Source organism: Microbacterium sp. P03 (assembly GCF_043556235.1).
GTDB lineage: Bacteria > Actinomycetota > Actinomycetes > Actinomycetales > Microbacteriaceae > Microbacterium.
This window is the reverse complement of record NZ_JBIGIM010000003.1, coordinates 61,325-86,976: the sequence shown is the minus strand read 5'-3', so window position 1 is coordinate 86,976 and position 25,652 is coordinate 61,325. Positions and strand designations below refer to the sequence as shown.

General features: G+C 71.2%; 18 protein-coding genes. 11 read left to right on the top strand and 7 right to left on the bottom strand.

All coding sequences use genetic code 11. The features are described 5' to 3' along the window. Window position 1: 1 nt before the first annotated feature. The 3 genes from ACFXOO_RS10040 to ACFXOO_RS10030 form a co-directional block, all read right to left on the bottom strand. Window positions 2-553, bottom strand: a complete 552-nt coding sequence (locus tag ACFXOO_RS10040) for an ECF transporter S component (protein WP_378842523.1) — start codon at window positions 551-553, stop codon at window positions 2-4. A 73-nt stretch (window positions 554-626) separates the two neighbouring features. Then, entirely contained in the window at window positions 627-1,631 is a 1,005-nt protein-coding gene (locus ACFXOO_RS10035) for a pirin family protein (RefSeq protein ID WP_394563442.1), read from the bottom strand. Continuing rightward, window positions 1,628-1,981: a GNAT family N-acetyltransferase gene (locus ACFXOO_RS10030; RefSeq protein ID WP_378842527.1), complete on the bottom strand. Its 354-nt coding sequence runs from the start codon at window positions 1,979-1,981 to the stop codon at window positions 1,628-1,630. The genes ACFXOO_RS10035 and ACFXOO_RS10030 overlap by 4 nt, the downstream gene beginning before the upstream one ends. A gap of 125 nt (window positions 1,982-2,106) precedes the next feature. Here ACFXOO_RS10030 and ACFXOO_RS10025 point away from each other — a divergent pair, with 125 nt between their 5' ends. From ACFXOO_RS10025 to ACFXOO_RS09975, 11 genes are all read left to right on the top strand, one after another. Further along, window positions 2,107-4,719 (top strand): DEAD/DEAH box helicase, encoded by a 2,613-nt coding sequence (locus ACFXOO_RS10025; protein WP_394563441.1) that lies wholly within the window; start codon window positions 2,107-2,109, stop codon window positions 4,717-4,719. Between the two features lie 104 nt (window positions 4,720-4,823). After that, window positions 4,824-5,459 (top strand): hypothetical protein, encoded by a 636-nt coding sequence (locus ACFXOO_RS10020; protein ID WP_394563440.1) that lies wholly within the window; start codon window positions 4,824-4,826, stop codon window positions 5,457-5,459. Window positions 5,460-5,524: 65 nt separating this feature from the next. Next, window positions 5,525-7,552, top strand: coding sequence for a DNA helicase RecQ (gene recQ, locus ACFXOO_RS10015; RefSeq protein ID WP_394563439.1), 2,028 nt, complete (start codon window positions 5,525-5,527; stop codon window positions 7,550-7,552). A gap of 97 nt (window positions 7,553-7,649) precedes the next feature. Beyond that, complete coding sequence (locus ACFXOO_RS10010; protein WP_394563438.1) at window positions 7,650-8,234, top strand: gluconokinase; 585 nt, start codon at window positions 7,650-7,652, stop codon at window positions 8,232-8,234. Window positions 8,235-8,477: 243 nt separating this feature from the next. After that, entirely contained in the window at window positions 8,478-10,583 is a 2,106-nt protein-coding gene (locus ACFXOO_RS10005) for an acyl-CoA dehydrogenase (RefSeq protein WP_378852722.1), read from the top strand. A gap of 39 nt (window positions 10,584-10,622) precedes the next feature. Next, window positions 10,623-11,213, top strand: a complete 591-nt coding sequence (locus ACFXOO_RS10000; protein ID WP_378852724.1) for a DNA-3-methyladenine glycosylase I — start codon at window positions 10,623-10,625, stop codon at window positions 11,211-11,213. A 104-nt stretch (window positions 11,214-11,317) separates the two neighbouring features. Further along, on the top strand, window positions 11,318-14,125 hold the full coding sequence (locus ACFXOO_RS09995) for an FtsX-like permease family protein (protein ID WP_394563437.1): 2,808 nt from the start codon (window positions 11,318-11,320) through the stop codon (window positions 14,123-14,125). Continuing rightward, window positions 14,122-16,944: a hypothetical protein gene (locus ACFXOO_RS09990; RefSeq protein WP_394563436.1), complete on the top strand. Its 2,823-nt coding sequence runs from the start codon at window positions 14,122-14,124 to the stop codon at window positions 16,942-16,944. Before ACFXOO_RS09995 ends, ACFXOO_RS09990 begins: the two co-directional genes overlap by 4 nt. Window positions 16,945-16,972: 28 nt before the next feature. Further along, window positions 16,973-17,932 (top strand): ABC transporter ATP-binding protein, encoded by a 960-nt coding sequence (locus ACFXOO_RS09985; protein WP_378842545.1) that lies wholly within the window; start codon window positions 16,973-16,975, stop codon window positions 17,930-17,932. Continuing rightward, window positions 17,929-18,612 carry an ABC transporter ATP-binding protein gene (locus tag ACFXOO_RS09980; RefSeq protein ID WP_378842547.1) on the top strand — a complete coding sequence of 228 codons (684 nt, stop codon included), beginning with the start codon at window positions 17,929-17,931 and terminating at the stop codon, window positions 18,610-18,612. The genes ACFXOO_RS09985 and ACFXOO_RS09980 overlap by 4 nt, the downstream gene beginning before the upstream one ends. Before the next feature lie 63 nt (window positions 18,613-18,675). Continuing rightward, a complete protein-coding gene (locus tag ACFXOO_RS09975) occupies window positions 18,676-21,057 on the top strand; it encodes an ATP-binding cassette domain-containing protein (RefSeq protein WP_378842548.1) in 2,382 nt (793 codons plus the stop codon). 13 nt (window positions 21,058-21,070) lie between these two features. On the opposite strand, the gene ACFXOO_RS09970 is transcribed toward ACFXOO_RS09975, so the two are convergent. Genes ACFXOO_RS09970 through ACFXOO_RS09955 form a run of 4 tightly spaced genes read right to left on the bottom strand, consistent with a single transcriptional unit; the run spans window position 21,071 to window position 25,591 of the window. After that, a complete protein-coding gene (locus ACFXOO_RS09970) occupies window positions 21,071-22,192 on the bottom strand; it encodes a N(5)-(carboxyethyl)ornithine synthase (protein ID WP_378843031.1) in 1,122 nt (373 codons plus the stop codon). A 53-nt stretch (window positions 22,193-22,245) separates the two neighbouring features. Beyond that, a complete protein-coding gene (locus tag ACFXOO_RS09965; protein WP_378842550.1) occupies window positions 22,246-22,683 on the bottom strand; it encodes a recombinase family protein in 438 nt (145 codons plus the stop codon). Window positions 22,684-22,743: 60 nt separating this feature from the next. Next, window positions 22,744-24,579, bottom strand: a complete 1,836-nt coding sequence (locus ACFXOO_RS09960; RefSeq protein ID WP_378842552.1) for a cation:proton antiporter — start codon at window positions 24,577-24,579, stop codon at window positions 22,744-22,746. A 1-nt stretch (window position 24,580) separates the two neighbouring features. Next, on the bottom strand, window positions 24,581-25,591 hold the full coding sequence (locus ACFXOO_RS09955) for a malate dehydrogenase (protein WP_378842554.1): 1,011 nt from the start codon (window positions 25,589-25,591) through the stop codon (window positions 24,581-24,583). Window positions 25,592-25,652 lie beyond the last annotated feature (61 nt).

Below are 25,652 nucleotides of genomic sequence, written 5' to 3'. Positions count from 1 at the left end.
GTCAGCGTCGCCCGCGACGGGCGACGCCGGCCTGGCGCAGTGCAGTCCCCACGCCGAGGCCGGCGGCCGTCCAGCCGATCGGTCCGAGGAACGACAGGATCATGTAGACGAGCTGCGCCCAGACCGGGAGGGTCGCGAGGTTCGCGGCGACGCCGACGACGGCCGCGACGAGCACGCCGATCACGGCGGCCGAGACGAAGAAGCGCCAGGCGCCCCATGCGCGATAGCGCGTGAGTGCAGCGACGCCCTCCTGGATGCCGCCGAAGAGCAGGGCGGTGCCGAGGAACCGCCCGGCGAAGGGCAGCGCGAACGCGCTCGCGACCAGAGCCGCCATGACGTGGGTGATGAGGGCGACCCAGGGCAGGCGCAGGACTTGCTGGGCGATGATCCCCGGCAGCACATGGGCGCCGAGGACCAGGCCGTACAGGATCGGCACGCCGGCGATCACCAGCGGCGTGATCAGACCGGCGATGCCCCCCACGACGCCCGTGGCGACACCGATCGCGGCGCACGTGAGCAGCACGCTCGTCGAGATCCGGGATGCCGCTGCCACGCTCTCAGCTTAGCCTCGCCTAAGTGGAGTGCCCGGGCGAGATCGTCCGCTGTCGAAGGAGTTGGTGCGCCCCTCACACCCGCCGTCGACGGCGCGTGAGACGCACGCCGGGAAGCGGCGGAGCGGGCACGCGCTCGTCGGCGTGACCGACCACATGCCCGAAGCGGGCGGATGCCTCCTCCCACGCATCCCGTGCGTCCACGACCTCTTCGTGCGAGCGCGCGACGAAGTTCCACCACATCACGATCTCGTCGGGGAACGGTTCGCCCCCGATGAGGAACGCCGTGACATCCGCGTCGCCGGCCGCGACCACGATCTCCGACCGCTTCGTACCGAGATAGAGCAGCTCGCGCACGTCGACACGGCTCGTCGCCACGTCGGGGGTGCCCGTCTCCGCCGAGACCGTTCCCGCGACACCGATGAGCGCAAACTCCCAGTCGGCCCGCAGCGGCACGCGGAGGCGTGAACCCGCACGCACCCGAAGCTCGGCGCCGACGATCGGCGTGTGCACGGTTGCGGGGGAGACGACATCGCCCAGTTCACCGAGCACGACCGTCGCCTCGCCCGGTGCTCCCGTTTCTCGTGCAGCAGGCTGCAGCGCGAGCGTCGGCAGGTCTTCGTGGCGTTCGAAGTCGGGCGCGCCGTGCCGGCGGGACTCGGGCAGGGCGACCCAGAGCTGCAGGGCGTCCAGAGGTGCGGCATCCTCTCCCATCGAGTACTCCGAGTGCGAGATGCCGGCGCCGCTGGTCATGAGGTTGAGCGCACCGCGGCGCACGATGACGTCGCTGCCGACCGAATCCCGGTGGTGCACCTCACCGACCAGCGGCCATGTCACCGTCTGCAGGCCGATGTGGGGATGCGGCTCGACGCGCATGCGCGTCACCTGGGGTCCGAAGCGGTCGAGGAAGCACCACGCGCCCACCATCGGAAGGTCGCGCTGGGGGAGCGCCCTGTGCACTTCCATACCCCGGAGACCCCCGAGCGGCACGGCACGCGACTCCAGGAGAAGCGCGCGCGGTCCGTCGCAGGCCGGTGCCGCCTCCGCCACCTCCTCGGCGTCGACGTCGAGCCGGGTCATACGCCGCCGCCTCCCGAGGCGTGGCCACCGCCCGCCGCCGGACGTTCGCGTGGCCAGTCCACGACGAGTCCGTCGATATCGTGCTTCTGCAGGTACGCGGTGACGAACGGGCAGGTCGGGCGTACGGTCTCGCCGCGGGCCGCGGCATCCGTCAGCGCCGCCTTCACGAGGGTGCTGCCGAGACCCCGTCCACCGAACGCGGGGTCGATCTCGGTATGCGGGAACACCACCCGGCCTTTGCGGTCGGTGAAGAACTCGCTGAACCCGCCCAGGACATCGCCCACCCGGATCTCGTACCGACCCGCCTCATCATTGCGCGTGACCGTCGTGTCGTCGTGGTCCTCGGTCATGGTCGTCCTCTCCTCGCCGGGTGCGTACTCCCCACAACGTACGGCGGAGCGCGCCATTCCGCCACGTGCGGTGCGAGGGCGTCGTCCGAATGCGGATTCGGCAGGATCGGGGGCAGACTCGGAGGATGCCCACGTCCCTCCTCGACCTCATCCCCCGCGGAGCCGGCGACGACGCCATCTACGAGGGATTCGTCGAGTGGGCGGAGGGACGCGGGCTCGGCCTGTATCCCGCCCAGGACGAAGCCGTCATAGAGATCGCGTCGGGGGCCCACGTCATCCTCTCCACACCGACCGGCACCGGCAAGTCCCTCGTGGCCGTCGCGGCTCACGCGGCGGCGCTCACCCGCGGCGGCAGGAGCTACTACACCGCGCCCATCAAGGCACTCGTGAGCGAGAAGTTCTTCGCGCTCGTCGACATCTTCGGCCCCGAGAACGTCGGCATGGTGACGGGCGATTCGTCGGTCAACGGTGACGCGCCGATCATCTGCTGCACCGCGGAGATCCTCGCGAATCAGGCGCTCCGGCACGGTGCCGACACCGACGTCGACCAGGTCGTGATGGATGAATTCCACTACTACGGCGACCCCGATCGCGGCTGGGCCTGGCAGGTGCCGCTGCTGCTGCTTCCGCGTGCGCAGTTCGTTCTCATGTCGGCGACCCTCGGAGACGTCTCCGACATCGCCGCCGACCTCACGCGGCGGACGGGTCGCCCGACCGCCCGCATCACCGGCGTCGAACGGCCTGTTCCCCTGCACTTCTCCTACGTACGGGTGCCGGTGCACGAGACCGTCGAAGATCTGCTGAACACCGGCCAGGCGCCGATCTACATCGTGCACTTCTCCCAGGCCGCGGCGATGGAGCGGGCGCAGGCCCTCTCTTCGGTGCGGATCGTCTCGCGCGAGCAGCGCGACGAGATCGCCGATGCGATCGGCGGCTTCCGATTCACGACGGCTTTCGGCCGCACCCTCTCCCGCTACGTCCGCGCGGGCATCGGCGTGCACCACGCCGGCATGCTCCCCCGGTACCGGCGGCTCGTGGAGACCCTCGCCCAGCGCGGACTGCTCCGCGTCATCTGCGGCACCGACACCCTCGGCGTCGGCATCAATGTGCCGATCCGGACGGTGCTGCTGACGGCGCTCACCAAATTCGACGGACAGCGGATGCGGCAGCTCAGCGCCCGGGAGTTCCATCAGATCGCCGGCCGTGCGGGGCGCGCGGGCTATGACACTGCCGGAACCGTCGTGGTGATGGCGCCCGAGCACGAGATCGAGAACGCGGCCATGTTCGCGAAAGCGGCGGACGACCCCAAGAAGCTCCGCAAGATCGTCCGCAAAAAGGCGCCGCAGGGGTTCGTCAACTGGAGCGAGGCGTCCTTCGAAAGGCTGGAGACGGCCGAACCCGAGCCCCTCGTGCCGCAGCTGCAGCTCACGGCGGCGATGATGATCAACGTCATCGCCCGTGGCGGCGACGTGTTCGCCCACGTCCGGTCGCTCGTCTTCGACAACCACGAGCCCCGTGCGCGGCAGTACGAGCTGGCCCGGCGGGCGCTCGGGATCTTCCGGACGCTGGTGGCCGCGGGCGTGGTGGAGGTGGTCGATGCCGGAGCGGAAGCCCCGGGTATCCGCCTCACCGTCGATCTGCAGCCGAACTTCGCCCTCAATCAGCCGCTGTCGCCCTTCGCGCTCGCGGCCATCGAGCTGCTCGACCCCGAGGACGGACGCGATTCTGCGCAGAACTCCGCGAATCCGGGCCCGGCGTCCCCGGATGGGGCGGAATCCGGCTCGATCTCGCCGGATGCGAGGAGTTCCACCCGCGGAGTCGGCACGGGCCACTACGCGCTCGACGTGGTCAGCGTCATCGAGTCGACGCTCGACGACCCGCGACCCGTGCTGTCCCAGCAGCAGTTCCAGGCCCGGGGCGAAGCCGTGGCGGCGATGAAGCGCGAGGGCATCGAATACGAAGAACGCATGGAGGCGCTCGAGGAGGTCACCTATCCCAAGCCGCTCGAGGCGCTCCTGGCGCAGTCTTTCGAGGTCTTCGCGGCGAGCCAGCCGTGGGTGCGGGACTTCGAGCTGTCTCCGAAGTCGGTGGTCCGCGACATGTTCGAGCGGGCGCTGTCGTTCGCCGAGATGATCCAGGTGTATCAGCTCGCGCGCAGTGAGGGTCTCGTGCTGCGCTACCTGAGCGACGCGTTCCGGGCGATCCGGCAGACGGTTCCCACCGACGCCCAGACCGAAGAGCTGCTCGACATCATCGAATGGCTCGGCGAGCTCGTGCGCCAGGTCGACTCGAGTCTGGTCGACGAGTGGGAGAGCCTGATCAACCCGGCCGACGACCCCACCGCCCCGATCGTGCCGCCGGCGCCGCCGTCGGTGCTCACGAACCGGCGCGCGTTCCTGGTGCTGATCCGCAACGAGCTGTTCCGCCGGGTGCAGCTCGCGGCGCTCCAGCGCGACGACGCTCTCACCGAGCTCGACCCCGATGTCGACTGGCCGGCCGCCCTCGACGCCTACTACGACGAACACGACGAGCTGCTCACCGGCGGTGCCGCGCGGTCGCCGGCGCTCGTGAGCGTCGATGAGACGGATGCCGCGGCATCCGGTCTCTGGAATGTCGAGCAGACCCTCGACGACCCCGACGGAAACCACGACTGGCGCATCCGTGCGGTCGTCGACCTCGCGGCCTCGGAGGAGGTCGGCACGGCCGTGGTGCGTGTGACCGAGGTGCTGCGGCTCTAGCGCGGATCGCAAGATGGGCAGTTCTGATCATGCCACCGGTGTGCGGGACGACGACACTCGGTGTCGACCTCAGATCGGGGCCGGGAGCGAACGGAGTCGTCCAGATGTCTCACCACACGCCATCTCCAGCCCGCGATGCCGGGCCGACGCGCGGCATCCGCCGGGCTCGCGCCGTCGGACTGCTGTTCGTCGCCGGCGCGGCGCTCGCCGCCTGTGCTCCGGGCGCCTCACCGGCCGCCGTGAGCACGGCGCATTCGTTGCACGACGCGTCCGCGGCGGCCGAGTCGGATCTGCAGGCGGCGCGCGCCGCGACGGCGGACTTCGCCGATCTCGAGCTCGCGCAGGCCGCCGGATACGCGAGCACGATCGACGATCTGGGCTGCTTCCAAGACGAGGACAAGGGCGGGATGGGGCTGCACTACCTGGATGCCGCGCAACTGGATGACGTGCTCGACGTCGAGCGCCCGGAAGCGCTGGTCTACGAGCTCGACCCAGCGGGCGCGCCAGCCGCGCTCGTGGGTCTGGAGTTCATCGTGCCGGTCGACGCGTGGACCTCGGACGAACCGCCGACCCTCTTCGGAAACGAGCTGCACCGGCATTCGGTCCTGCCTCTGTGGGTGATACACGCGTGGGTGCACCGCGAGAATCCTGACGGGGTCCTCAGCGACTACAACCCCGACGTCGCCCTGTGCCCCGACGGAGTGCCGATCTTCGGCGTCGACCTCCCCAAGAGCGGCTGACGGTCGTCCCGGCGGCCGGCCGACGTCCGGCCGGGGAGGTCGGAGGCCCCGGCTACCCTGGACGGATGACCTCCCCCTTCGCCGGCGACCCGTACGCCGACCTCGCGTGGGACCCCGATGAGCTCGCTCCGCCGCCCGACGACTCCTGGGCCCCGCCCGCGGACGATGGATGGATGCCGCCGCCCGAGCGCGCGGGTGCCGGCCGGAGCACATCGCCCTCCCGTGGCTCGTCGGCCGCGGCATCCGTCCCGCCCGCCATCGGCGTCACGCCCTCCCGATACGCGACACCGCTGGAGGCGCTGCACACCGTCTTCGGCTACGACAGCTTCCGCGGCGACCAGGCCGAGGCCATCGACGCGATCACGGCCGGTGGCGATGCGATCGTGCTCATGCCCACCGGCGGTGGCAAGAGCCTGATCTATCAGGTGCCGGCGCTCGTGCGAGAGGGGACGGGACTCGTCGTGAGTCCGCTGATCGCCCTCATGCACGATCAGGTCGACGCTCTTCGCGCCAACGGCGTGCGCGCCGCCTACCTCAACTCGACGCAGCAGGCGGGCGAACGTGCGGAGGTCGAGCGCGCCTACCTCGCTGGCGAGCTCGACCTCATCTACGTGGCCCCCGAGCGTCTCTCGAGCGCCGCCACCCTGCGCCTCCTCCAACGCGGCACCCTGAGCCTGATCGCGATCGACGAGGCGCATTGCGTGTCGCAATGGGGCCATGACTTCCGTCCCGACTACCTCGCGCTCGGCGGGCTGGCCGAGTCTTTCCCCGGAGTGCCGCGCGTCGCCCTGACGGCGACCGCCACCGAGGCGACGCACGCCGAGATCGGGGAACGGCTGCGGATGCCGCGCGCGCGGCACTTCGTCGCCAGCTTCGACCGCCCGAACATCCAGTACCGCATCGCGCCCAAGGCCGAGGTGCGCCAGCAGCTTCTCGGCTTCATCCGCTCGCAGCCCGAGGGGTCGGCGGGCATCGTCTACGCGCTCAGCCGAAAGAGCGTCGAGCAGACGGCCGAATTCCTGCGGGGGAAGGGCCTCGACGCCCTGCCCTACCACGCGGGTCTCGACGCCGGCGTGCGCGCGGCCAACCAATCGAGGTTCCTCCGCGAGGACGGCGTGGTGATGGTCGCCACGATCGCCTTCGGCATGGGCATCGACAAGCCCGACGTGCGGTTCGTCGCGCACATCGACCTGCCGAAGTCGGTGGAGGGGTACTACCAGGAGACCGGTCGCGCCGGTCGCGACGGCGAACCGTCGATCGCCTGGATGGCCTACGGCCTCGGTGATGTGGTGCAGCAGCGTCGACTGATCGAGCGCGGCGACGGTGATCGGGCGCACCGCATCAGGCAGGGCCAGCACCTCGACGCGATGCTCGCGCTCTGTGAGACGACCGGATGCCGCCGCGTCGACCTGCTCGGTTACTTCGGGCAGCCCTCCACGCCCTGCGGCAATTGCGACACCTGCCTGGAAACGCCCGAGATCTGGGACGGTCTGATTCCCGCGCAGAAACTGCTGTCGACGATCGTCCGTCTGAAGCGCGAGCGCAACCAGGCCTTCGGCGCCGGTCAGCTGATCGACATCCTCCGCGGCAACCGCACCGAGCGCGTCCTGCAGCAGGGGCACGACAAGGTGGCGACCTTCGGCATCGGCGCCGACCTCAGCGAGCAGGACTGGCGGAGCGTCATCCGACAGTTGCTCGCCCGCCGTCTTCTCGTCGCGCAGGGGGAGTACGGCACGCTGGGTCTGTCCGAGCAGAGCGCGGGAGTGCTGTCCGGCTCGACCGCCGTGCCGCTGCGACGCGACACGATCGGCCGCGGCGGGTCGTCGTCGGGGTCGCGCGCCCGCAGGTCCGAGGCATCCGCAACCCTCGATGCGGGTGATCGCTCGGTCTTCGACGCGCTGCGCGCGTGGCGCTCCGAGACGGCGAAGGCGCAGGGCGTTCCCGCCTACATCGTGTTCGGCGATGCGACGCTGCGGGCGCTGGCCGAGGTGCGGCCGTCCACGGCGGCGCAGCTCGCGGGCATCAGCGGCATCGGCGAGAAGAAGCGCGAGGCCTACGGTGAGGCCGTCCTCTCGGTGATCGCCTCCGCCTGACGCGGCCGGCGACCGTCGGGGCGCGACAGGCCTCCCGTCGGGTCTCCGGCGTTCAGCCGGTTGCAGACGCGAGGTCGAGGCACGGCAGGATGGGGGGATGCCTCCTCCGCCGCCGCCGGGCCCGACGCCGCCGCCGCCGGGGCCGCCGGGTACGAAGGCGGTTCCCATCGTGGTGATGGGCGTCTCCGCGGCGGGGAAGACATCGGTCGCCAAGGCGATCGCGGCGGCGGGCGCCTTTCCGTTCGTCGATGCCGATGCCCTGCATCCCGCGGCGAACATCGCGAAGATGGCGCGCGGTGAGGCGCTGGAGGACGTGGACCGGTGGCCGTGGCTCGACGACGTGGCGCACGTCCTCGCCGACGGCGCGGAGGCCGGGGGAATCGTGGTGGCCTGCTCGGCGCTGCGCCGCCGCTACCGGGATCGCCTCAGAGCGGGGGCGCCCGGCACGGTGTTCGTCCACCTGACCGGTGCCCCCGAGTTGCTGGCGCAGCGGGCGGCCGCCCGCACAGGCCACTTCATGCCGCCGGCGCTGCTGCGGTCCCAACTCGACACCCTCGAAAACCTCGGAGCGGATGAGGCGGGCGTCGCCGTCGATGTCACGCCCTCCGTCGCCGATGTCGCGGCCACGGCGGTGACCTGGTTGGCCGGTCACGCGGCCGAACGCGTCAAGGACGGCGCCTGATCCAGGGTCGACCCGCGGGATGACGCAGGGGTGATCGAGGCTCCGAGGGATTCTTGAGGAGTCGGGTCGGGCTGACCCGGTGCATCGCGCGCCCTCCGACCGACCACATGTGGGGTGTGCACAACCTACCCGTCGGAGGCGGTCCGACCCTCTTGGAGGTATCGCCCAACCGGTTTCAGCGTTCGTTGTCGGACTCCTACCGTTGATGGTGTCTTCTTCTTTCTCTGACGAAAGGTCCCGACAATGGCCGACGCCGTCGTTCGCTCCCTCAAGCCCGCCATCAACCGGCGCACCCCCGCCGGTGGCGCCGCGCGCGCCCCGCATACCGCCGCCGAGGCATCCGACCCCCGCATCGACGTCGCGGACGTGACGGAGCGTCTGCTCGGCACCTGGGCCGACACGCGACGCGAAGCGCGGGAGATGATCAAGGACCCCGCCTTCTGGCGCGTCGACGGCCAGAGCATGTCCGAGCACCGGGAGCGGGTGCTCAGCCAGATGCACCTGCTCGTCGAGCAGGGCGGCGTGCACCGCGCGTTCCCGAAGGAGTACGGCGGAGCAGGCAACAACGGCGCGAACATCGCCGGCTTCACCGAGCTCGTCGCCGCTGACCCGAGCCTGCAGATCAAGGCGGGCGTGCAGTGGGGGCTGTTCGGCTCGGCCGTCCTGCAGCTCGGCACGAAGGAGCACCACGACAAGTGGCTGCCCGGCATCATGAGCCTCGAGATCCCCGGTGCGTTCGCGATGACCGAGACGGGACACGGCTCGGATGTCGCGGCCGCCGGCACCACGGCGACCTACGACCCCGAGACCGAGGAGTTCGTGATCCACACCCCGTTCCGCGCGGCGTGGAAGGACTACCTCGGCAACGCCGCGCTCCACGGCATCGCGGCCACGGTGTTCGCCCAGCTCATCACGAACGGCGTGAACCACGGCGTGCACTGCTTCTACGTGCCGCTCCGCGACGAGAACGGCGATTTCCTGCCCGGAGTCGGCGGCGAGGACGATGGCCTCAAGGGCGGTCTGAACGGCATCGACAACGGCCGGCTGCACTTCGACCACGTGCGCATCCCCCGCACGAACCTGCTGAACAAGTACGGAGACGTCGCCCCCGACGGCACGTACTCGAGCGAGATCTCGAGCCCTGGCCGTCGCTTCTTCACGATGCTCGGAACACTCGTGCAGGGTCGCGTGTCGCTCGATGGATCGGCAGCCTGGGCCTCGGCCCTGGGTCTCGACATCGCGATCACCTACGGCAACCAGCGACGGCAGTTCGACTCGGGTGCGGGCACGGACGAGGTCGTGCTGCTGGACTACGGCAAGCACCAGCGCCGGCTGCTGAGCCGCCTGGCCACGACGTACGCCACGATCTTCGCGCACGACGAGTTCCTCCAGAAGTTCGACGCGGTCTTCAGCGGCACGGCCGACACCGACCACGACCGTGAAGACCTCGAGACCCTCGCTGCCGCGCTCAAGCCGCTCTCGACCTGGCACGCGCTCGACACCCTCCAGGAGGCTCGCGAGGCCTGCGGCGGCTCGGGCTTCCTCGCCGAGAACCGCCTCGTCGGACTGCGCAGCGACCTCGACGTCTTCGTCACCTTCGAGGGGGACAACAACGTCCTGCTGCAGCTCGTCGGCAAGCGACTGCTGAGCGATTACGCCAAGCAGTTCCGGGGTGCGGATGCCGCGACCATCGCCAAGCTCGCCGTCGGCCAGACCGCGGGCAAGCTCTTCCACGGTGCCGGCCTCCGGCAGTTCGGGCAGTCCGTGTCGGACTTCGGTTCGACGGCGCGCTCGGTCGAACGCGGTCTGCGCGGCGACCAGCAGCACGAGCTGCTCGCCGGCCGGGTGCAGCAGATGGTGGCCGACATCGCGGGGCGTCTGCGTCCGGCGGCCAAGCTGTCGCCGGCCGAAGCGGCTGCGCTCTTCAATGCCAACCAGTCCGAGCTGATCGAGGCCGCGCGCGCCCATGGCGAACTGCTGCAGTGGGAAGCCTTCACGGATGCCGTCGCCAAAGTCACCGACGCGGGGACGAAGCATGTCCTCACCTGGCTCCGGGACCTCTTCGGTCTGGGCTTGATCGAGAAGCACCTCGCCTGGTACCTCATCAACGGACGGATGTCGGCGCAGCGCGCGGCCGCCGTGTCGAGCTACATCGATCGCCTCTGCCTGCGGCTGCGCCCGCACGCGCAGGACCTCGTGGACGCGTTCGGGTACGAGCCGGAGCATGTGCGCGCGGCCATCGCGTCGGGTGCCGAGCAGGCCCGTCAGGACGAGGCGCGCGCGTACTACGCCGCGCTGGCCGCCTCCGGCGAAGCCCCCGTCTCGGAGAAGTCGCTGAAGAAGAAGTAGCGCGCTCTGCAGCGAGGACGCCGAGGCTAGGGTGAGCGGATGACCGTGAGCCGTGACATCCGACTCGGCGACGACGGCATCCCGCGCTGCGCATGGGTCGGCGACGACCCCGAGTATCGGCGCTACCACGACGAGGAGTGGGGCCACGCGCTGCACGGCGACAGCGCCCTCTTCGAGAAGATGAGCCTGGAGGGCTTCCAAGCAGGGCTGTCGTGGATCACGATCCTGCGCAAGCGCCCTCGGTTCCGCGAGGTGTTCGCCGGCTTCGACCCCGACACGGTCGCGATGTTCGGCGACGACGACGTCGAGCGGCTGATGGGCGACGCGGGTATCGTCCGCAACCGCGCGAAGATCACGGCGGCGATCTCGAACGCCCGTCTCGTCGCCGAGATGCCGGACGGCGCCCTCGACGCGCTGCTCTGGTCGTTCGCTCCGGATGCCCCGGGCCCGCGTCCTTCGTCGTTCGCGGATGTGCCTGCGACCACCGCGGAGTCGACGGCGATGAGCAAGACGCTCCGCAAGCGCGGCTTCCGGTTCGTCGGGCCCACGACGATGTACGCGCTGATGCAGTCCGCCGGCATGGTCGACGACCACGTCGAGGGATGCTGGCGCGCCGCCCCCGGGGTCTGACCGCGCCCGACGTCGTGCACGGAGCGCCGTGCGAGCGAACGTCGCGGCCGGCGGGTTAGCCTGAGCGAGCCTCGCCCCGTCCGCGTGGTCTGCCGAGGAGTCACATGCCGTTCGCCGTCCGCGCCGCCCGCGCGCGTCGGATTCAGCTCGCGGCGTTCGCGGGCGTGGTCGGCGTGCTCGTTGCGGCGGTCGTGAGCCTGGATGCCGCCACGACGACTGCGCTCGACGAGGGGGCGGCGGCGATCGTCGCCGCCGCCGTCCCGCAGGCGCAGGGGGTCGCGCTGGACGCGCTGCTGGCGGCGGATCCTGATGCGCAGGATGCCTCGGTGACGGTCGCCGTCACCGAGGCGTTCGGGGCCGCATCCGTGACGGTGCGTCGAAGCGTCTGGGGAGAGGGTGTCACCGAGGACGGCGCTGCGGAGCGGCGGATGCTCGCCGATCCGCACGTCCCGGAGCTCTCGCGGCTGGTGGAGGGTGCGTGGCCGGGGACGGCGGACGAGGTCGCGGTGTCGGCCCGTGCAGCCGAACGCACGGGCGACGAGGTCGGGGGAGAGATCGTCCTCGACGGCGTGCCGGCGAAGATCTCGGGCATCTGGGAGCCCCTCGACCCCTCGGACCCCGCCTGGTTCGGAGAGCCGTCGGTGGGTTCCGGGCGAACCGGCGAAGCGATCGGTCCCGTGCTCGCCGCGGAGGAGCGGGTGGCGGCGCTCGGCCAGGTTCCCCGTGTTCGCTGGATCGTGACCCCGGCATCGCCGATCACGGCCGGGCTGCTGTCCGCTTACCAAGACGGCGCACAGCGGCTCGCGGGTGCTCGGGCCGCCCTCGACCCGGGGGGACGGCAGAGTCTGCGCATCGAAGGCGAGCTCGGCAGCACGATGGCGCGCGCGTCCGCGGCGGTGGCGGGCTCCCGGGCGATGCTCGCGGTCCCCCTCGCCGTTCTGCTCCTGGTGGGGGCGATCGTGCTCGGCGTGCTCGCCCGCACCCTCGCGCGCAGCCGCGACGACGAAAGACGCGTTCTGCTCGCGCGGGGTGCGTCGCCCGGTGCCCTCGTCGGCGTGATGATCGCGGAGACCTCGATCGTCAGCGTGGTCGGAGCGCTCGCCGGCGCGGCGGTCGGCCTGGCTGTGGCGGTGGCGGCGGGAGCCACAGGCGTCCTGGAATCGACGCCCGCGACCGTTCCGGGGATCGCCGTCGCGATCGCCCTCGCTGCGGTCGCGGTCGCGACGGCGTCGGCTGCGCCGGGGGTCGCGGTCGCCCGGTCTGCGAGAGCGGATGCGGGTCGACGCAGTGCGCTCGCCCTGCTGCTGCCTCTCGTCGCCGCGGTGGCCGTTTCGCTCCTGGCGAGCGCGCAGTTGCTCAGCGGCGGCCTGATCAGCGCGGGACGGCCCGATCCGCTCGCCGCATCGGCACCCGCCGCCACACTTCTCGCCGCGAGCCTCCTCATCACCGTCGGCGCGCTGCCCGTTGCGACACTGGCCGAGCGGGCGGCGCGCCGCACTCGCGGGCTCGCGGGCGTGCTCGCGATGCGTCGACTCGCCCGACAGGCGGGCCCGCTCACGGCCGGCGTCCTCAGTCTCGCGCTGCTGGCGTCGTCGGGTGTCTTCGCCTCGGTTCTTTCGGCACGTGTCGCGGACGCGCAGCAGGGCGGGGTGACACGCCTGCTGGGTGCGGACGTGCGTGCCGTCTTCGACATCCCCACCACGATCGACGAGCGACACGCCGGGGTCGACGCCGACACGGTGGAAGGCCTCCCCGGCGTCGACTCCGCGTTCGCCGTGCTCACACGTCGGGCCGCACTCGGATCGCTCGACGTCGCGCTGGTGGCGGCACCCGCGGCGTTGCTGGAGGCCTCGTCGACGACGGGCGGCGCTTCCGGCGTCGGTGGGCTGATCGTCGGCACGACGCCGCCGCTCCGAGGCGGATCGCTGGCGGTGGACGTCGCGGCCCGGGGGTCCGTCCCCGGTACGACCGTGACGGTCGTCGCCTGGGTCACGGACGGCGACGGTGCCGTCCGACGCGTCGACCTCGGCGCCGTCGCGACCGCCGGCAGGGCGGCGACGGGCGCCGCCGCGCAGACGGTGACGGCGGACGTCGGTGAGGGTTCACGCCTGAGTGCACTCGAGGTGTCGGCGGTGTTCCCCGACGACGACGCCGCCGGCAACGTCCCCGAGGCCCGGATGACCCTGGCTGCACGCGACGCCGAGGGCGAGCTGACGCTCCCCGAGGACGAGGTCACGCTGAACCGCAGGCAGCAGAGCTTTCGAATCCCGACCGTGACCGGGCTGCCGGAGGCCCTACCCGTCGTGCTCACCTCCCAGCTGGCCGACCGACTCGCGGTGCAGGACGGCGCCGAGCTGGCTCTCCGGGTGGGCTCGATCACTCCGCCCATCGCCGTGGAGGTCGATGCGATCGTGCCCGCTCTCCCCGGGGTGGGAGGGGAGGACGGGATCGCCGTGGACCTCGCCGCCTTCGAGTCGCGCGCGATCGAGCTGGGCGGTTCGGTACTCACGGCGAACGAGCTGTGGATCGACAGCTCCGCCACAGACCTGGCCGCGGCATCCGTTCGGTCTGTGGCTGTCGACCCCGTCCGGCCCGAGACGGCGGCCTCCGTCGGCACCGCGGCTGTCACCGCGCCCACCATCGGGCTGCTCGCGGCCGGCGTCGGCGTGGTCGCGGTGCTCGCGGCCCTGGCGTTCAGCGTCGTGGCGGCGTCCGCGTCGCGGCGTCGGCGGGCGGAGTTCGTGCCCCTGAGGTCGTTCGGCTTCTCACCCGCGCTTCAGCGCAGGACGTCCGTCGTCGAGGCCGGGCTCGCGATCGGCTACGGGCTGATCGCCGGTGCGCTCGCCGGGGCAGTCGCCGCCGAGCTGCTGGTGCCGGCGCTCATCGCGGGACTGCCGGGGGCCGCATCATGACGGTGTCGCGTCGATTACGCCGGCAGTCCGCCCGCACCACGTCGGGCGCCGCGTTGGCGCTGGCCGCCGCCTCGACCGCACCGGCGATCTCGATGTTCATCGTGATCCTCGTCGCCCTCGTGTCCTACGCCGGCGCAGCCGGACCTCTGCTCCTCCAGGAGGCGAGGACCGGCACCGTGCGGGCGGCGATCGACGATGTCGCGCCTGCGGAACGCGACCTGACCGCCTCCACCCGGGGTATCGCGACACCGGGACCCGCCTCGGGAAGCGCCGAGTCCGTCCCGTCAGGCGCCGCGTCCGCGCCGCCCGAGGCCGCGTTCGACCTCCCGTCCGAGCTGGCGCCCGTCTGGGGGGCGCCGCTCGAGCAGCTCGCGCAGACGCGCGCCGCTCTTCCCGAAGACCTGCGGGGGGTGCTCGACCCGCCCCGCCTGGTCGTCGCACTCGACAACATCGCGGCGGTCCCGCCCGCGGGCGCAGCGCGCCCCGCGAACCGCGTGATGCTGACATTCGACCCCGACTCGCCACGCAGGACCCGGTTCGTCGAGGGCGTCGCCCCCGACACCACCGCGCCATCGATCACCCCCGACGAGACGGCGTCCGGCGTCGTCGACGCCTTCTCGATCGGTCTGTCCCGCGTGGCCGCAGCCGATCTCGCGTGGCCGGTGGGCGAGAGCCGCACGATGGGCTATCCCCGCGGTATCGCCTTCAAGGTCACGCTCAGCGGGATCTTCGAAGCGGCCGACCCGGACGACCGGGAGTGGGACCATGTGCCGACGGGGCTGAATCCCGATGTCGTGTACGACGGTTCCGGCAGCGCAACGTACTACGCCACGGCGTACGCGTCACCCGGTCGGCTCTCGGACGCACTCGTGGTGCCGGACTCGGCGGCCAGCGTCGCCTGGCTCCCGCTCGCGGTCGACCGCGAGCAGGGAGCCACGGCCGCATCCGTCGCCGCGCAGCTGCGCGGGTTCGCAAGTACTCAGGTGCCGTTCGCGGTCGTCGTCGAGCGACAGCAGCCGACCGGACTGGCGTTCCGCAGCTCGTCGGCGAACGCGATCGACGCGGGCATCGGGCGGGCGGACGCGATGACCGCGGTCGTCTCCCTCGTCGCGGTAGGACCGGTCGCCGTGGCGATCGTGGCGCTCGCCCTCACGGGTCGCATGCTCTCCACGCGTCGCGTGGGGTCGGTGCGGCTGGCCCGCGCGCGCGGCGGCTCGATGCCCCGTCTGGCCGTGCTCCTGGCCATCGAGGGGCTGATCCTCGGCGGCATCGGAGCGACGATCGGATGCCTCGCGGCGGCGGTGGCGCCCGGCTGGGGCGGTGCCGCGTCTGTGGTGATCCCGTTGCTCGTCGCGCTCACCCCCGCGGTCGTCGTGCCCGTCCTCACGGTGCATGCCGCAGCGCAGACCGCCCGGTCCGACCTCGGCGTCCCCGCAACCGCCGATGCCCGACGACGACTGGTGGCCGAGGCATCCGTCCTCGTCGGCGCGGCGGTGGTCGTGTGGCTCGTGGCCACCCGCGCGACGTCGGATGGCGTCGATCCCGTCCTGACCATGCTGCCTCTCGCCCTGGCCGCTGCCGGTTGCGTCTTCGCGCTGCGTCTCGTGCCGCTCGTGCTGTCGGTCATCGAGCGGGGCGCGCCGTCGCGGAGCGGCCTCGTCGGCCTGCTCGGGCCCGCGCGGGCCCGACGCGACCCCGCCGTCCGCGCGGCGCCGGTGCTGGCCGTGGTGGTCGGGATCGCGATCGCGCTGTTCGCCGTGGCCTTCTCCGAGACGGTGCGCACGGGCATCCACACCTCGGCGCAGGCGCAGGTGGGCGCCGACGTCAGACTCACCGCGCCCTATCTGCCGCAGGACCAGCTCGAGCGCCTCGCGGGTCTCGACGGCGTGGAGGCGACCGCGCCGGTGTACTTCGATCAACGGGTGGACGGCGAGGTCGGCGGCCAGCGCGTGCCGCTGGTCGTCTACGTCATGGACGTCGAGCAGCTCGCCGCGGTGCAGGCGGGACTGCCCACCGCGATCGCACTGCCCGCGACGCTGCGCGATCGGGCGGGCGACGCGGTACCGGTCGTGGCGTCGCGAGCGCTCGCGAGCAGGATCGGGTCGTCGACGCTGGAGATCGACGGCACGGTCGTCGACGTCGTATCGGAGGCGCCGACGGTGTCTCCGTTCGGCGGCGCGGAGTCATGGGTGCTCGTCGACCGCGCGAACGCCGAGCGCCTCGTCCGTGACCGGTTCGCCCCGTCGGTGGTGCTGGTGGACGTCGCGACATCGGCCTCCGCAGAAGAAATCGCCGAGGCAGCCCGCGCCGTCGCCGGGCCGGAGGCGTCCACCACGACGCCGACCGATGTGCGGGACCGACTCCGCGACGACCCCGCCCTGATCGCCGTCGAGACGGGGCTCGTGGCATCCGTCATCGCGGTCGCCCTGCTGCTGGGCTTCGCGGTCGGCATGACCCTCGTGCTGGGGGCAGCTGCGCGTGGGCGGATGCTCGCGCTGCTGGGTGCGCTCGGGTACCCGCGTCGACGCGAGCTGCCGCTCGTCGCCTGGGAGGTCGGACCCGCCCTCCTCCTCGCGCTCCCCGTCGGGGTCGGGGTCGGGCTGGTGATGCCCTACCTCGTGCTGCCCTCGCTCGATCTGTCGCGCTTCATCGGCGCTGCGGAGCAGCCCGCGGTCCACATCGGCGGCTGGCTGTCGCCGGTCGTGATCGGGGCCTTCCTGATCGTGGCCGTGGTGGCGGTCGCGTTGGCGACCGCCGCGGCATCGCGGGTGTCGGCAGCGACCACGCTGCGCTCGATCGACGAGGAGGGTTCGCCGTGATCAGCACGTCGACCGAGAGGATGTCAGCATGACCATCGCGACCGAGAGCGATCCGGATGTGGAGTGCGAGGGACTCGTGCGCATCTTCACCGCGCAGGGTGTGGAGGTGCAGGCGCTGCAGGGGCTCGAGCTGACGATCGGGCGCGGCGAACTGGTCGCGCTGGTGGGCGCGTCAGGGTCGGGCAAGTCGACCCTGCTCGGCATCCTGGCCGGCCTGGACGTGCCGACCGCCGGCACCGCGAGGGTCGCGGGCCACGACCTCGTGACCATGAAGGGTCGGGAGCGGGTCGACTACCGGCGCCGCAGCGTCGGCTTCGTGTGGCAGCAGTCGGGCCGCAATCTCCTGCCCTACCTCAGCGCGCGGGAGAACATCGCGATGGCGCACGCGGTGGCGGGGGTCGTGCCGCGTCATCGCCGCGCCGCCCTCACCGGCGACCTCCTCGGCCAGCTCGATGTCGCGCACATCGCGGACAGGCGACCGGATCAGCTGTCGGGCGGGCAGAAGCAGCGCGTGGCGATCGCGGTGGCGCTCGCCAATGAACCCCGGGTGCTTCTGGCCGATGAGCCCACGGGAGAGCTTGATGAGGCGACGAGCGCAGAGGTGCTGGCCGCGCTCGAAGCGGCGAACCGGCAGCGCGGTGTCACCACCCTGATCGTCACTCACGACGCCGCCGTGACCGAGCACGTCGATCGCACAGTGCGCATCCGCGACGGGCGGACGGCCACCGAGACGTTCCGGAGCACGCAGACGGATGCCGCCGGTCGCAGCATCCGTGTCGCAGAGGAATTCGCGGTCCTCGATCGCTCCGGCCGGATGCAGCTGCCCGCGGACTTCGTCAGCGCGCTGTCGTTGCGCGAACGCGTGCGCCTGTCGCTCGAGTCCGACCGCATCGAGGTGCGTCCCGGGGCGGGCGCGGACCGTTCGAGGGACGACCGGGAACCCGGGCACGGGGACGGGCCTGCGCAGACGCCGGAGGGAAGTCGATGAGTGCTGCGCTGCGGGCCACGGGGGTATCACGGGTCTTCCGCACGCCGGCAGGGGACGTGACGGCGGTGCGCGAAGTGGATCTCGAGGTGCAGCCAGGCGAGCTCGTCGCCCTGCGGGGGCGTTCCGGATCGGGCAAGACGACACTGCTGACGATGCTGGGAGGGCTCGACGTCCCGACGACGGGACGCATCGAGGTGAGCGGTCACGACCTGTCGGATCCCCGCACGGATGTCGCGTCCCTGCTCGGTACCGAGGTCGCCTCCGTGTTCCAGGCGTTCGGGCTGATCCCCATCCTCTCCGCCGCGGAGAACGTCGAGGTCCCGCTGCGCATCCGGCGGCTGGACCCGCGGGAGCGCGCTCGCCGGGTCGCCGACGCACTCGACGCGGTGGGACTGACCGATCACGCCGCCCAGCGCCCCGGCGAACTCTCCGGCGGCCAGCAGCAGCGGGTCGGCATCGCGCGGGCGCTCGTCGCCGACCCTGCCGTGCTGCTGGCCGATGAGCCGACCGGCCAGCTCGACTCCGAGACCGGCGCGCAGATCATGGAGCTGATCGCGCGCGTCGCACACGAGCGCGGCACCGCGACCATCGTCGCGACGCACGACCCCGCCATGCTCGCCCGCGCCGACCGGGTGCTCGAGATGCACGACGGCCGCTTGGTGCCGGTCGCTTCCGTCTGACCGCGGGCCCCCCAGATGTCGGTGCCTTCGGGCACACTGGGGTGGACTACTCGGGAGGCCCGCATGACCGCTACCGACGCCGCGACGCCGGCCGCAGCATCCGTCCCCGCGACCGCTGACGCGCACGAGGTCATCCGCGTCGTCGGCGCGAGGGAGAACAACCTAAAGGACGTCAGCGTCGAGATCCCCAAGCGCCGGTTGACCGTCTTCACGGGAGTGAGCGGGTCGGGCAAGTCCTCGCTCGTCTTCGGCACGATCGCGGCCGAATCGCAGCGGCTGATCAACGAGACGTATCCCTCCTTCGTGCAGCAGTTCATGGGCACCCCGCAGCGGCCCGACGTCGATGCGCTCGAGAACATCAGCCCGGCGATCCTGGTCGACCAGGAGCGCATGGGTGCGAACGCGCGCTCGACCGTCGGAACGGCCACCGACGTGCACGCGATGCTGCGCATCCTCTTCAGTCGCCTGGGCACTCCGCATATCGGCTCGTCGCAGGCGTTCTCCTTCAACGTGCCGTCGGTGAGCGGCGCGGGCGCGATCACCAAGGCCGGCGGGGCGAAGGAACGGCGGGAGTTCAGCATCACGGGCGGTATGTGCCCGCGCTGCGAAGGACTCGGCGAAGCGAGCGATGTCGACCTCGACGAGCTCTTCGACAGCAGCAAGTCTCTCGCCGACGGGGCGCTCACGATTCCGGGGTACAACGTGGACGGGTGGATGGTGCGCGCGTTCACCGAGTCGGGGTTCCTCGACGCGCAGAAGCCGATCAAGGACTACACCCCGCAGGAGCGCGCCGACTTCCTCTACAAGGAGCCGACGAAGGTTCGCATCCAGAACATCAACATGACGTACGAGGGGCTGATCCCGAAGATCACGGCGAGCTTCCTCAAGAAGGACCGTGACGCGCTGCAGCCCCATGTCCGCGCATTCCTCGACCGCGCCGTCAAGTTCACTGCCTGCCCCGAGTGCGAGGGCACCAGGCTGAGCGCTCCGGCACGCTCGTCGAAGATCGGGGGAGTGAGCATCGCGGATGCCGCGGCCATGCAGATCTCCGATCTGGCGGTGTGGCTGCGCACGATAGACGACCCCTCGGTGGCTCCGCTCATGACCGGGCTGAGGGAGACCATCGACTCGTTCGTCGAGATCGGCCTCGGCTACCTCTCGCTGGACCGGGCGAGCGGAACCCTCTCGGGCGGGGAGGCGCAGCGCACCAAGATGATCCGCCACCTCGGATCGAGCCTGACCGACATCGCCTATGTGTTCGACGAGCCCACGGCGGGCCTGCATCCCCACGACATCCAGCGCATGAACGAGCTTCTCCGGCAGCTGCGCGACAAGGGCAACACCGTGCTCGTCGTCGAGCACAAGCCCGAGGTGATCGAGATCGCCGATCATGTCGTCGACCTCGGGCCGGGAGCGGGCAGAGCGGGAGGCGAGATCCAGTACACGGGGGATGTCGCGGGCCTGCGCGCCTCGGGCACGCTGACCGGCCGCCACCTCGACCATCGGGCCCGCCTCAAGCCCGCCACGCGCACAGCCACCGGGGCGCTCGAGATCCGCGGTGCCACGCAGCACAACCTCCAGAGCGTCGACGTCGACGTGCCGCTGGGGGTGCTGACGGTCGTCACGGGGGTCGCCGGCTCGGGCAAGTCGTCGCTCATCCACGGCAACGTTCCCTCCTTCGACGAGGTGGTGGTCGTCGACCAATCAGCGATCAAGGGGTCCAGACGCAGCAGTCCCGCGACCTACACGGGGCTCCTCGACGCGATCAGGGCGTCGTTCGCGAAGGCGAACGGCGTGAAGCCGTCGCTGTTCAGCGCGAACTCCGAGGGCGCGTGCCCGGCGTGCAAGGGGCTCGGCGTGATCATCACCGAGCTGGGGTTCGCCTCATCGGTCGAGACCCCGTGCGAGATGTGCGGCACCACCGGGTTCAGCGACGAGGTGCTGGAGCACCGACTGGCCGGGAAGAACATCGCCGAGGTGCTCGCGATGTCGGTGGCCGAGGCATCCGAGTTCTTCGCCTCCGTCAGTGCGAAGGGGCCGGCCCAGACCACCCTCGCGCGCATGATCGATGTCGGCATCGGCTACATCACCCTCGGGCAGGCGCTGAACACGCTGTCGGGGGGAGAGCGTCAGCGGCTGAAGCTCGCCATCTCGATGGCCAAGAAGGGCGCGATCTACGTCCTCGACGAGCCGACGACCGGCCTGCACCTCGCCGACGTCGACAATCTGCTGGGGATGCTCGACCGGCTCGTCGAGGCGGGCAACAGTGTGATCGTCATCGAGCACCATCAAGCCGTGATGGCGCACGCCGACTGGATCATCGACCTCGGCCCGGGGGCAGGGCGCGACGGCGGTCGAATCGTCTTCGAGGGGACGCCCGCCGACCTCGTCGAGAGCGGCGACACCCTCACGGCGACGCATCTGCGCGCGTACGTCGCTCAGTAGCCCCGCAGCCGGGTCAGGCGCGGTTCGCGTACGGGTAGTCCGACTCCCTGTTCTGGAACTGCAGGATCGCCTCGTTGCGGACATGCCCGTTGTCGATCTCGATCGCGCGGCGGATCGTGTCGGATTCGGCCCACGCCGTCGGCCCCTCCATCACGGTGCGCAGGAACGGCGTGAGAGCGCTGCTGATCTCCCATGTCGCGGAGTTCCACAGCACAGACGGGCTGTGATCGACCGCGTAGTAATTCGTGTTCTCGCCCACGGTGATCATGGGCTCGGCGAAGGAGGTCGGTCGCGCCCACTCGAACCCCATACCCTCGTCGATCGACACGTCGACGATCAGGCTGCCCGGACGGAAGGCCGAAAGGTCTTCGGTGCGCAGGTAGGTGAGGGGGGCATTCGGGTCCTGCAGGGTGCAGTTCACGACGATGTCGTGGGCGGCGAGGAACGGAGCCAGCGGCACAGGGCCATCCGCCGTGTTCACGGTGCTGTCGAACGGGGCGTCGGGATTGTGCTCGAACCGGATGATGTCGATCGAGGGGATCGGCGAGCCGACCGCGGCGGTGTCGCGGTTGGTCAGGACGCGCACGTCGTGGATGCCGTGCGCGTTCAGCAGCGTCACCGCACCGCGGGCGGTCGCGCCGAACCCGATGACCACGGCATTCAGGCGCCGTCCGTAGTCGCCGGTCGAGCCGCACAGCTGCAGGGCGTGCAGTACCGAGCAGTACCCGGCGATCTCGTTGTTCTTGTGGAAGACGTGCAGCCCGAAGCCGCCGTCGCTCTTCCAGTGGTTCATCGCCTCCCACGCGATCAGCGTGAGGTTCTTGTCGATCGCGTGCTGCGTCATCGCGCGGTCCTGCACGCAGTGCGGCCATCCCCACAGCACCTGCCCGTCGCGCAGATCGGCGAGGTCGGAGGCGAGCGGCTTCGGCAGCACCACGACGTCGGCCCCGGCGATGATCTCGTCCCGCGAGGCGACGGCGCCCACCCAGGGCGCAAGCTCGTCGTCCGTGAGGCCGAAGCGCAGCCCGTAGCCGGTCTCGAGCATGATGTTCGCGCGCAGATCCTCGTCGATGCCCTCGAAGTGCGCGGGGTGGATGGGCAGCCGCTTTTCGTCGGCCTTCCGGGAGGTCGCCATCACGCCGAGGCGCAGGAGCGGGGATGCAGTCGTGTTCACGGGGTCTCCATCGCTCAGCGGCCGGCGTCGTAGAGGTGACGGCCGCCGTGTCCGAGCACCTTGATCATGACGCCGCGGCGACGAAGCTCGGCGACCGTCCGCGTCTCCTCGTCGATGTCACGACCCAGGGCATGAACGTTCGCCACGACGAGCACATCGCCCGCGCGGAGCGTTCCGAACAGACGGGCCAGTCGCGTCTCCCAGTTCTCCATCGTCTCGGGCGCCGGATGCCGGAACCCGTCGATGGGGACGCCGAAACGCGTCAGCTCGGTGCGCTGCTGGGTGACGGACGGCATGTCATCGCGTGTGACGACCAGGCCGACCAGGCGTGATCCTGCCGGTCTGGCCAGCCACCAGTCGCGGTCACGCTGCAATTCGGTGAAGCACTCCGGGCACTCGGCGGCGGGGTGCACGACGGGGGTGGGGCTCGTCAGGTCGGTGACATCGGCCAACGGGCACCTCCTTCGTGTTCCGGGTGACTCCATTCTGCCCTGATCGCCGGACGCCGGGTGTCAGTCGTCCCCGCCGAGCCGTAGTCGCAGGCTGATCTCGTCGGCGTCGAGTTCGGCCAGAGCGTGGCGGAGGGCGGCCGTGCTGTAGATGCCGTCCGACGAGAGGTCGTTCAGGCGGGCCCGCATCGCGCCGAGCATGGCGAGACGCAGCTCCGACATGTCGGCGGCCAGCGTCGAGGTCTCGTCGTTCTCGGAACGGGTGAGCCGTTCCGCCACCCGCTCGATCAGCGCCGGGGGGAACTCCGAGCCGTCCCGCCGCGTCAGCTGGGCGCTGGCGAGAGCGGATGCCGCGGCCTCCTGCAGCTCGTCATCGAGGGCGTCCTCCTCCTCGTCCGACAGGCCCGTCTCGCCGGCGCCGACGAGTCCCACGCGTTTGGCCACCCCCGGCAGCGTGAACCCCTGGATCATCAGGCTTCCGACGGCGACCAGGAACGCGACGAACACCAGCAGGGGGCGCTCGGGCGTATCCCGGGGCAGCGTCTGCGCGGCGGCAAGGGTCACGACGCCGCGCATGCCGCCCCAGACGATGATCGTCCCGTGCCGCCAGCCCAGCGGCGACGCCTGGTAGTAGTCGATGTCCGCCAGCGAGCGGGTGATCCGCGTGCGCATGCGCGCCAGCCAGCGCTCGCGGCGCTCGGGTTCCCGGAGCAGGCGCCGGCGACCGCCGGTCATCATCCGACGTCGGCGGCGCACCATGCGGGCGCGCTCGCGTTCCGACAGCTCGCGGGTCGGCGGGGCCGGCCGGGGCGGCCGGGGCGCAGAAGACGGCGCTCCCGGCATCGCGTCCGCCCGTGTGATCCGCTCCTTGAACGCTTCGAGATTCTCCCGCTCCTTGTCGCGGGCGCGACGGCTCTGCAACCGGATCAGGACGGAGACGTACGCGGCCCGAACGAGCAGGATGATGCCGAGAGCCGCCGCCGCCAGCCACAGCGCGTGGCCGATGCCCTGATGATCTCGCTGGTTCTGGGTCACGATGTCTTCGAGCTCGAGCCCCATCAGCAGGAACACGGAGCCCTCGAGCACCAGCTCGACGGTGCGCCAGTTCAGCTCGTCCGACATGCGCTGCTCGGGCGTGAAGAACCGAGCCGCCCCCTGCCCCGTGACGATGCCCGCGACCACCGCGGCCACGAGCCCGGAGCCGCCGAGGGCTTCGGTGGGGAGATAGGCGACGAACGGCACCGCGAAGCTCAGCGCGGTGTTGGCTGCCGAATGCGACACCCAGAGACGCACGCGCAGGTTGAGGGCGCCGATGACCGCCCCGATGACGATCGCGATGACGATGCCCCAGACGAAGGAGCCGATGGCCTCGCCCCACGAGACCGAGCCGGCGACGAACGCGGCCACGGCCGTGCGCAGCAGGACGAGGGAGGTCGCGTCGTTCAGCAGGCTCTCGCCCTCGAGCATCGTGATGACGCGCCCGGACAGGCCGACACGTTTGGCGATGGACGTGGCCACGGCGTCGGTGGGGCTGAGGATCGCGCCCAGGCCGATCGCCAGCGGCAGGCCGAGGGTCGGGATCACGAGGTAGAAGAAGCCCCCCAGCACGACCGCGCTCACCAGCACGAGCAGCACGCTGAGCCCGGCGATGGGGCGGAAGTCGCGCCGGAACTCGATGGCCGGCAGCGATACCGCCGCCGAGTACAGCAGGGGAGGCAGGACTCCGACCAGGATGATCTCGGGATCGAGCTTCACTTCGGGGATGAACGGCAGCAGGCTCACGATCGCGCCGATGGCCACGAGCATGAGCGGACCCGCGATCCCGAGCCGGGGGGCGATCGCGCTCGTCAGAGCGACGACGATCACCCCCAGGATGACGACGATCAGCGGGTCGAGCATGTCAGAGCAGCCCGAGCTCGCGAACGGCGTCGCGCTCGGCGGCCAGTTCCGCGACCGATGCGTCGATGCGGGCGCGGGCCCGGGCGTCGACGTCGAGGCCCTCGACGATGCGGTAGGCGCCGTCCTCCGCCGTCACGGGGAACGAGCACACCAGCCCCTCCGGCACGCCGTACTCTCCGCGCGAGATCAGCGCGGCCGACGTCCAGCCGGTCCCGGTGCCGAGAATCCAGTCGTGCACGTGCTCGATCGCCGCGTTCGCAGCCGATGCGACCGACGACGAGCCGCGCACCTCGATGATCTCCGCCCCGCGCCGGGCGACCCTCGGGATGAACGTGCCGTCGAGCCAGGCGGCGACGGCCGCCGCGGAGCCGAAACGCTCGGCGAGGGCATCCGCCACCGGACGCCCGGCGACCGTCGCGTGGGTGACGTCCGGAAACTGCGACGCCGAATGGTTGCCCCAGATCGTGACGCCGGCGAGGTCTCGGACGGGCGCCTCGAGGGCGGAGGCCAGCTGTCCGAGCGCGCGATTGTGGTCGAGGCGCGTCAGCGCGGTGAATCGATCCGGCGCGATGTCAGGGGCGGATGCTGCGGCGATGAGCGCGTTCGTGTTCGCAGGGTTGCCCACCACGACGATGCGCACGTCTGCGGCCGCGTTCTCTCCGATCGCGGCGCCCTGGGGTCCGAAGATCCCTGCGTTGGCGGCGAGCAGATCGGCACGCTCCATCCCCGGCCCGCGTGGCCGAGCCCCCACCAGCAGACCGATGTGGCAGGCCTCGAACGCGGTCGCAGGGTCGGTCGTGACCTCGACATCGCGCAGCAGGGGGAACGCGCCGTCCTGCAGTTCGAGGGCTGCGCCCTCGGCCGAGCGCACGCCCTGCTCGATCTCGAGCAGCCGCAGACGCACGGGCCGGTCGGCCCCCAGCATCCCCCCGGCGGCGATGCGGAACATGAGGGCGTAGCCGATCTGTCCGCCGGCTCCGGTGATGGTCACGGTCGTGGCACGCGGTTCCATGCCCCGAGCCTATTGCCGGGCCGTCGGCGGCGCTGGCCCGCTCAGGGCGTGCATCGCTCCG

Excerpts from the sequence above, each read along its gene's own strand:
- ACFXOO_RS10035 (WP_394563442.1), bottom strand. The coding sequence starts at position 1,631 with ATGACCCGGCTCGACGTCGACGCCGAGGAGGTGGCGGAGGCGGCACCG.
- ACFXOO_RS10030 (WP_378842527.1), bottom strand. The coding sequence starts at position 1,981 with ATGACCGAGGACCACGACGACACGACGGTCACGCGCAATGATGAGGCG.
- ACFXOO_RS10025 (WP_394563441.1), top strand. The coding sequence starts at position 2,107 with ATGCCCACGTCCCTCCTCGACCTCATCCCCCGCGGAGCCGGCGACGAC.
- ACFXOO_RS10020 (WP_394563440.1), top strand. The coding sequence starts at position 4,824 with ATGTCTCACCACACGCCATCTCCAGCCCGCGATGCCGGGCCGACGCGC.
- recQ (WP_394563439.1), top strand. The coding sequence starts at position 5,525 with ATGACCTCCCCCTTCGCCGGCGACCCGTACGCCGACCTCGCGTGGGAC.
- ACFXOO_RS10010 (WP_394563438.1), top strand. The coding sequence starts at position 7,650 with ATGCCTCCTCCGCCGCCGCCGGGCCCGACGCCGCCGCCGCCGGGGCCG.
- ACFXOO_RS10005 (WP_378852722.1), top strand. The coding sequence starts at position 8,478 with ATGGCCGACGCCGTCGTTCGCTCCCTCAAGCCCGCCATCAACCGGCGC.
- ACFXOO_RS10000 (WP_378852724.1), top strand. The coding sequence starts at position 10,623 with ATGACCGTGAGCCGTGACATCCGACTCGGCGACGACGGCATCCCGCGC.
- ACFXOO_RS09995 (WP_394563437.1), top strand. The coding sequence starts at position 11,318 with ATGCCGTTCGCCGTCCGCGCCGCCCGCGCGCGTCGGATTCAGCTCGCG.
- ACFXOO_RS09990 (WP_394563436.1), top strand. The coding sequence starts at position 14,122 with ATGACGGTGTCGCGTCGATTACGCCGGCAGTCCGCCCGCACCACGTCG.
- ACFXOO_RS09985 (WP_378842545.1), top strand. The coding sequence starts at position 16,973 with ATGACCATCGCGACCGAGAGCGATCCGGATGTGGAGTGCGAGGGACTC.
- ACFXOO_RS09980 (WP_378842547.1), top strand. The coding sequence starts at position 17,929 with ATGAGTGCTGCGCTGCGGGCCACGGGGGTATCACGGGTCTTCCGCACG.
- ACFXOO_RS09975 (WP_378842548.1), top strand. The coding sequence starts at position 18,676 with ATGACCGCTACCGACGCCGCGACGCCGGCCGCAGCATCCGTCCCCGCG.
- ACFXOO_RS09970 (WP_378843031.1), bottom strand. The coding sequence starts at position 22,192 with ATGGCGACCTCCCGGAAGGCCGACGAAAAGCGGCTGCCCATCCACCCC.
- ACFXOO_RS09960 (WP_378842552.1), bottom strand. The coding sequence starts at position 24,579 with ATGCTCGACCCGCTGATCGTCGTCATCCTGGGGGTGATCGTCGTCGCT.
- ACFXOO_RS09955 (WP_378842554.1), bottom strand. The coding sequence starts at position 25,591 with ATGGAACCGCGTGCCACGACCGTGACCATCACCGGAGCCGGCGGACAG.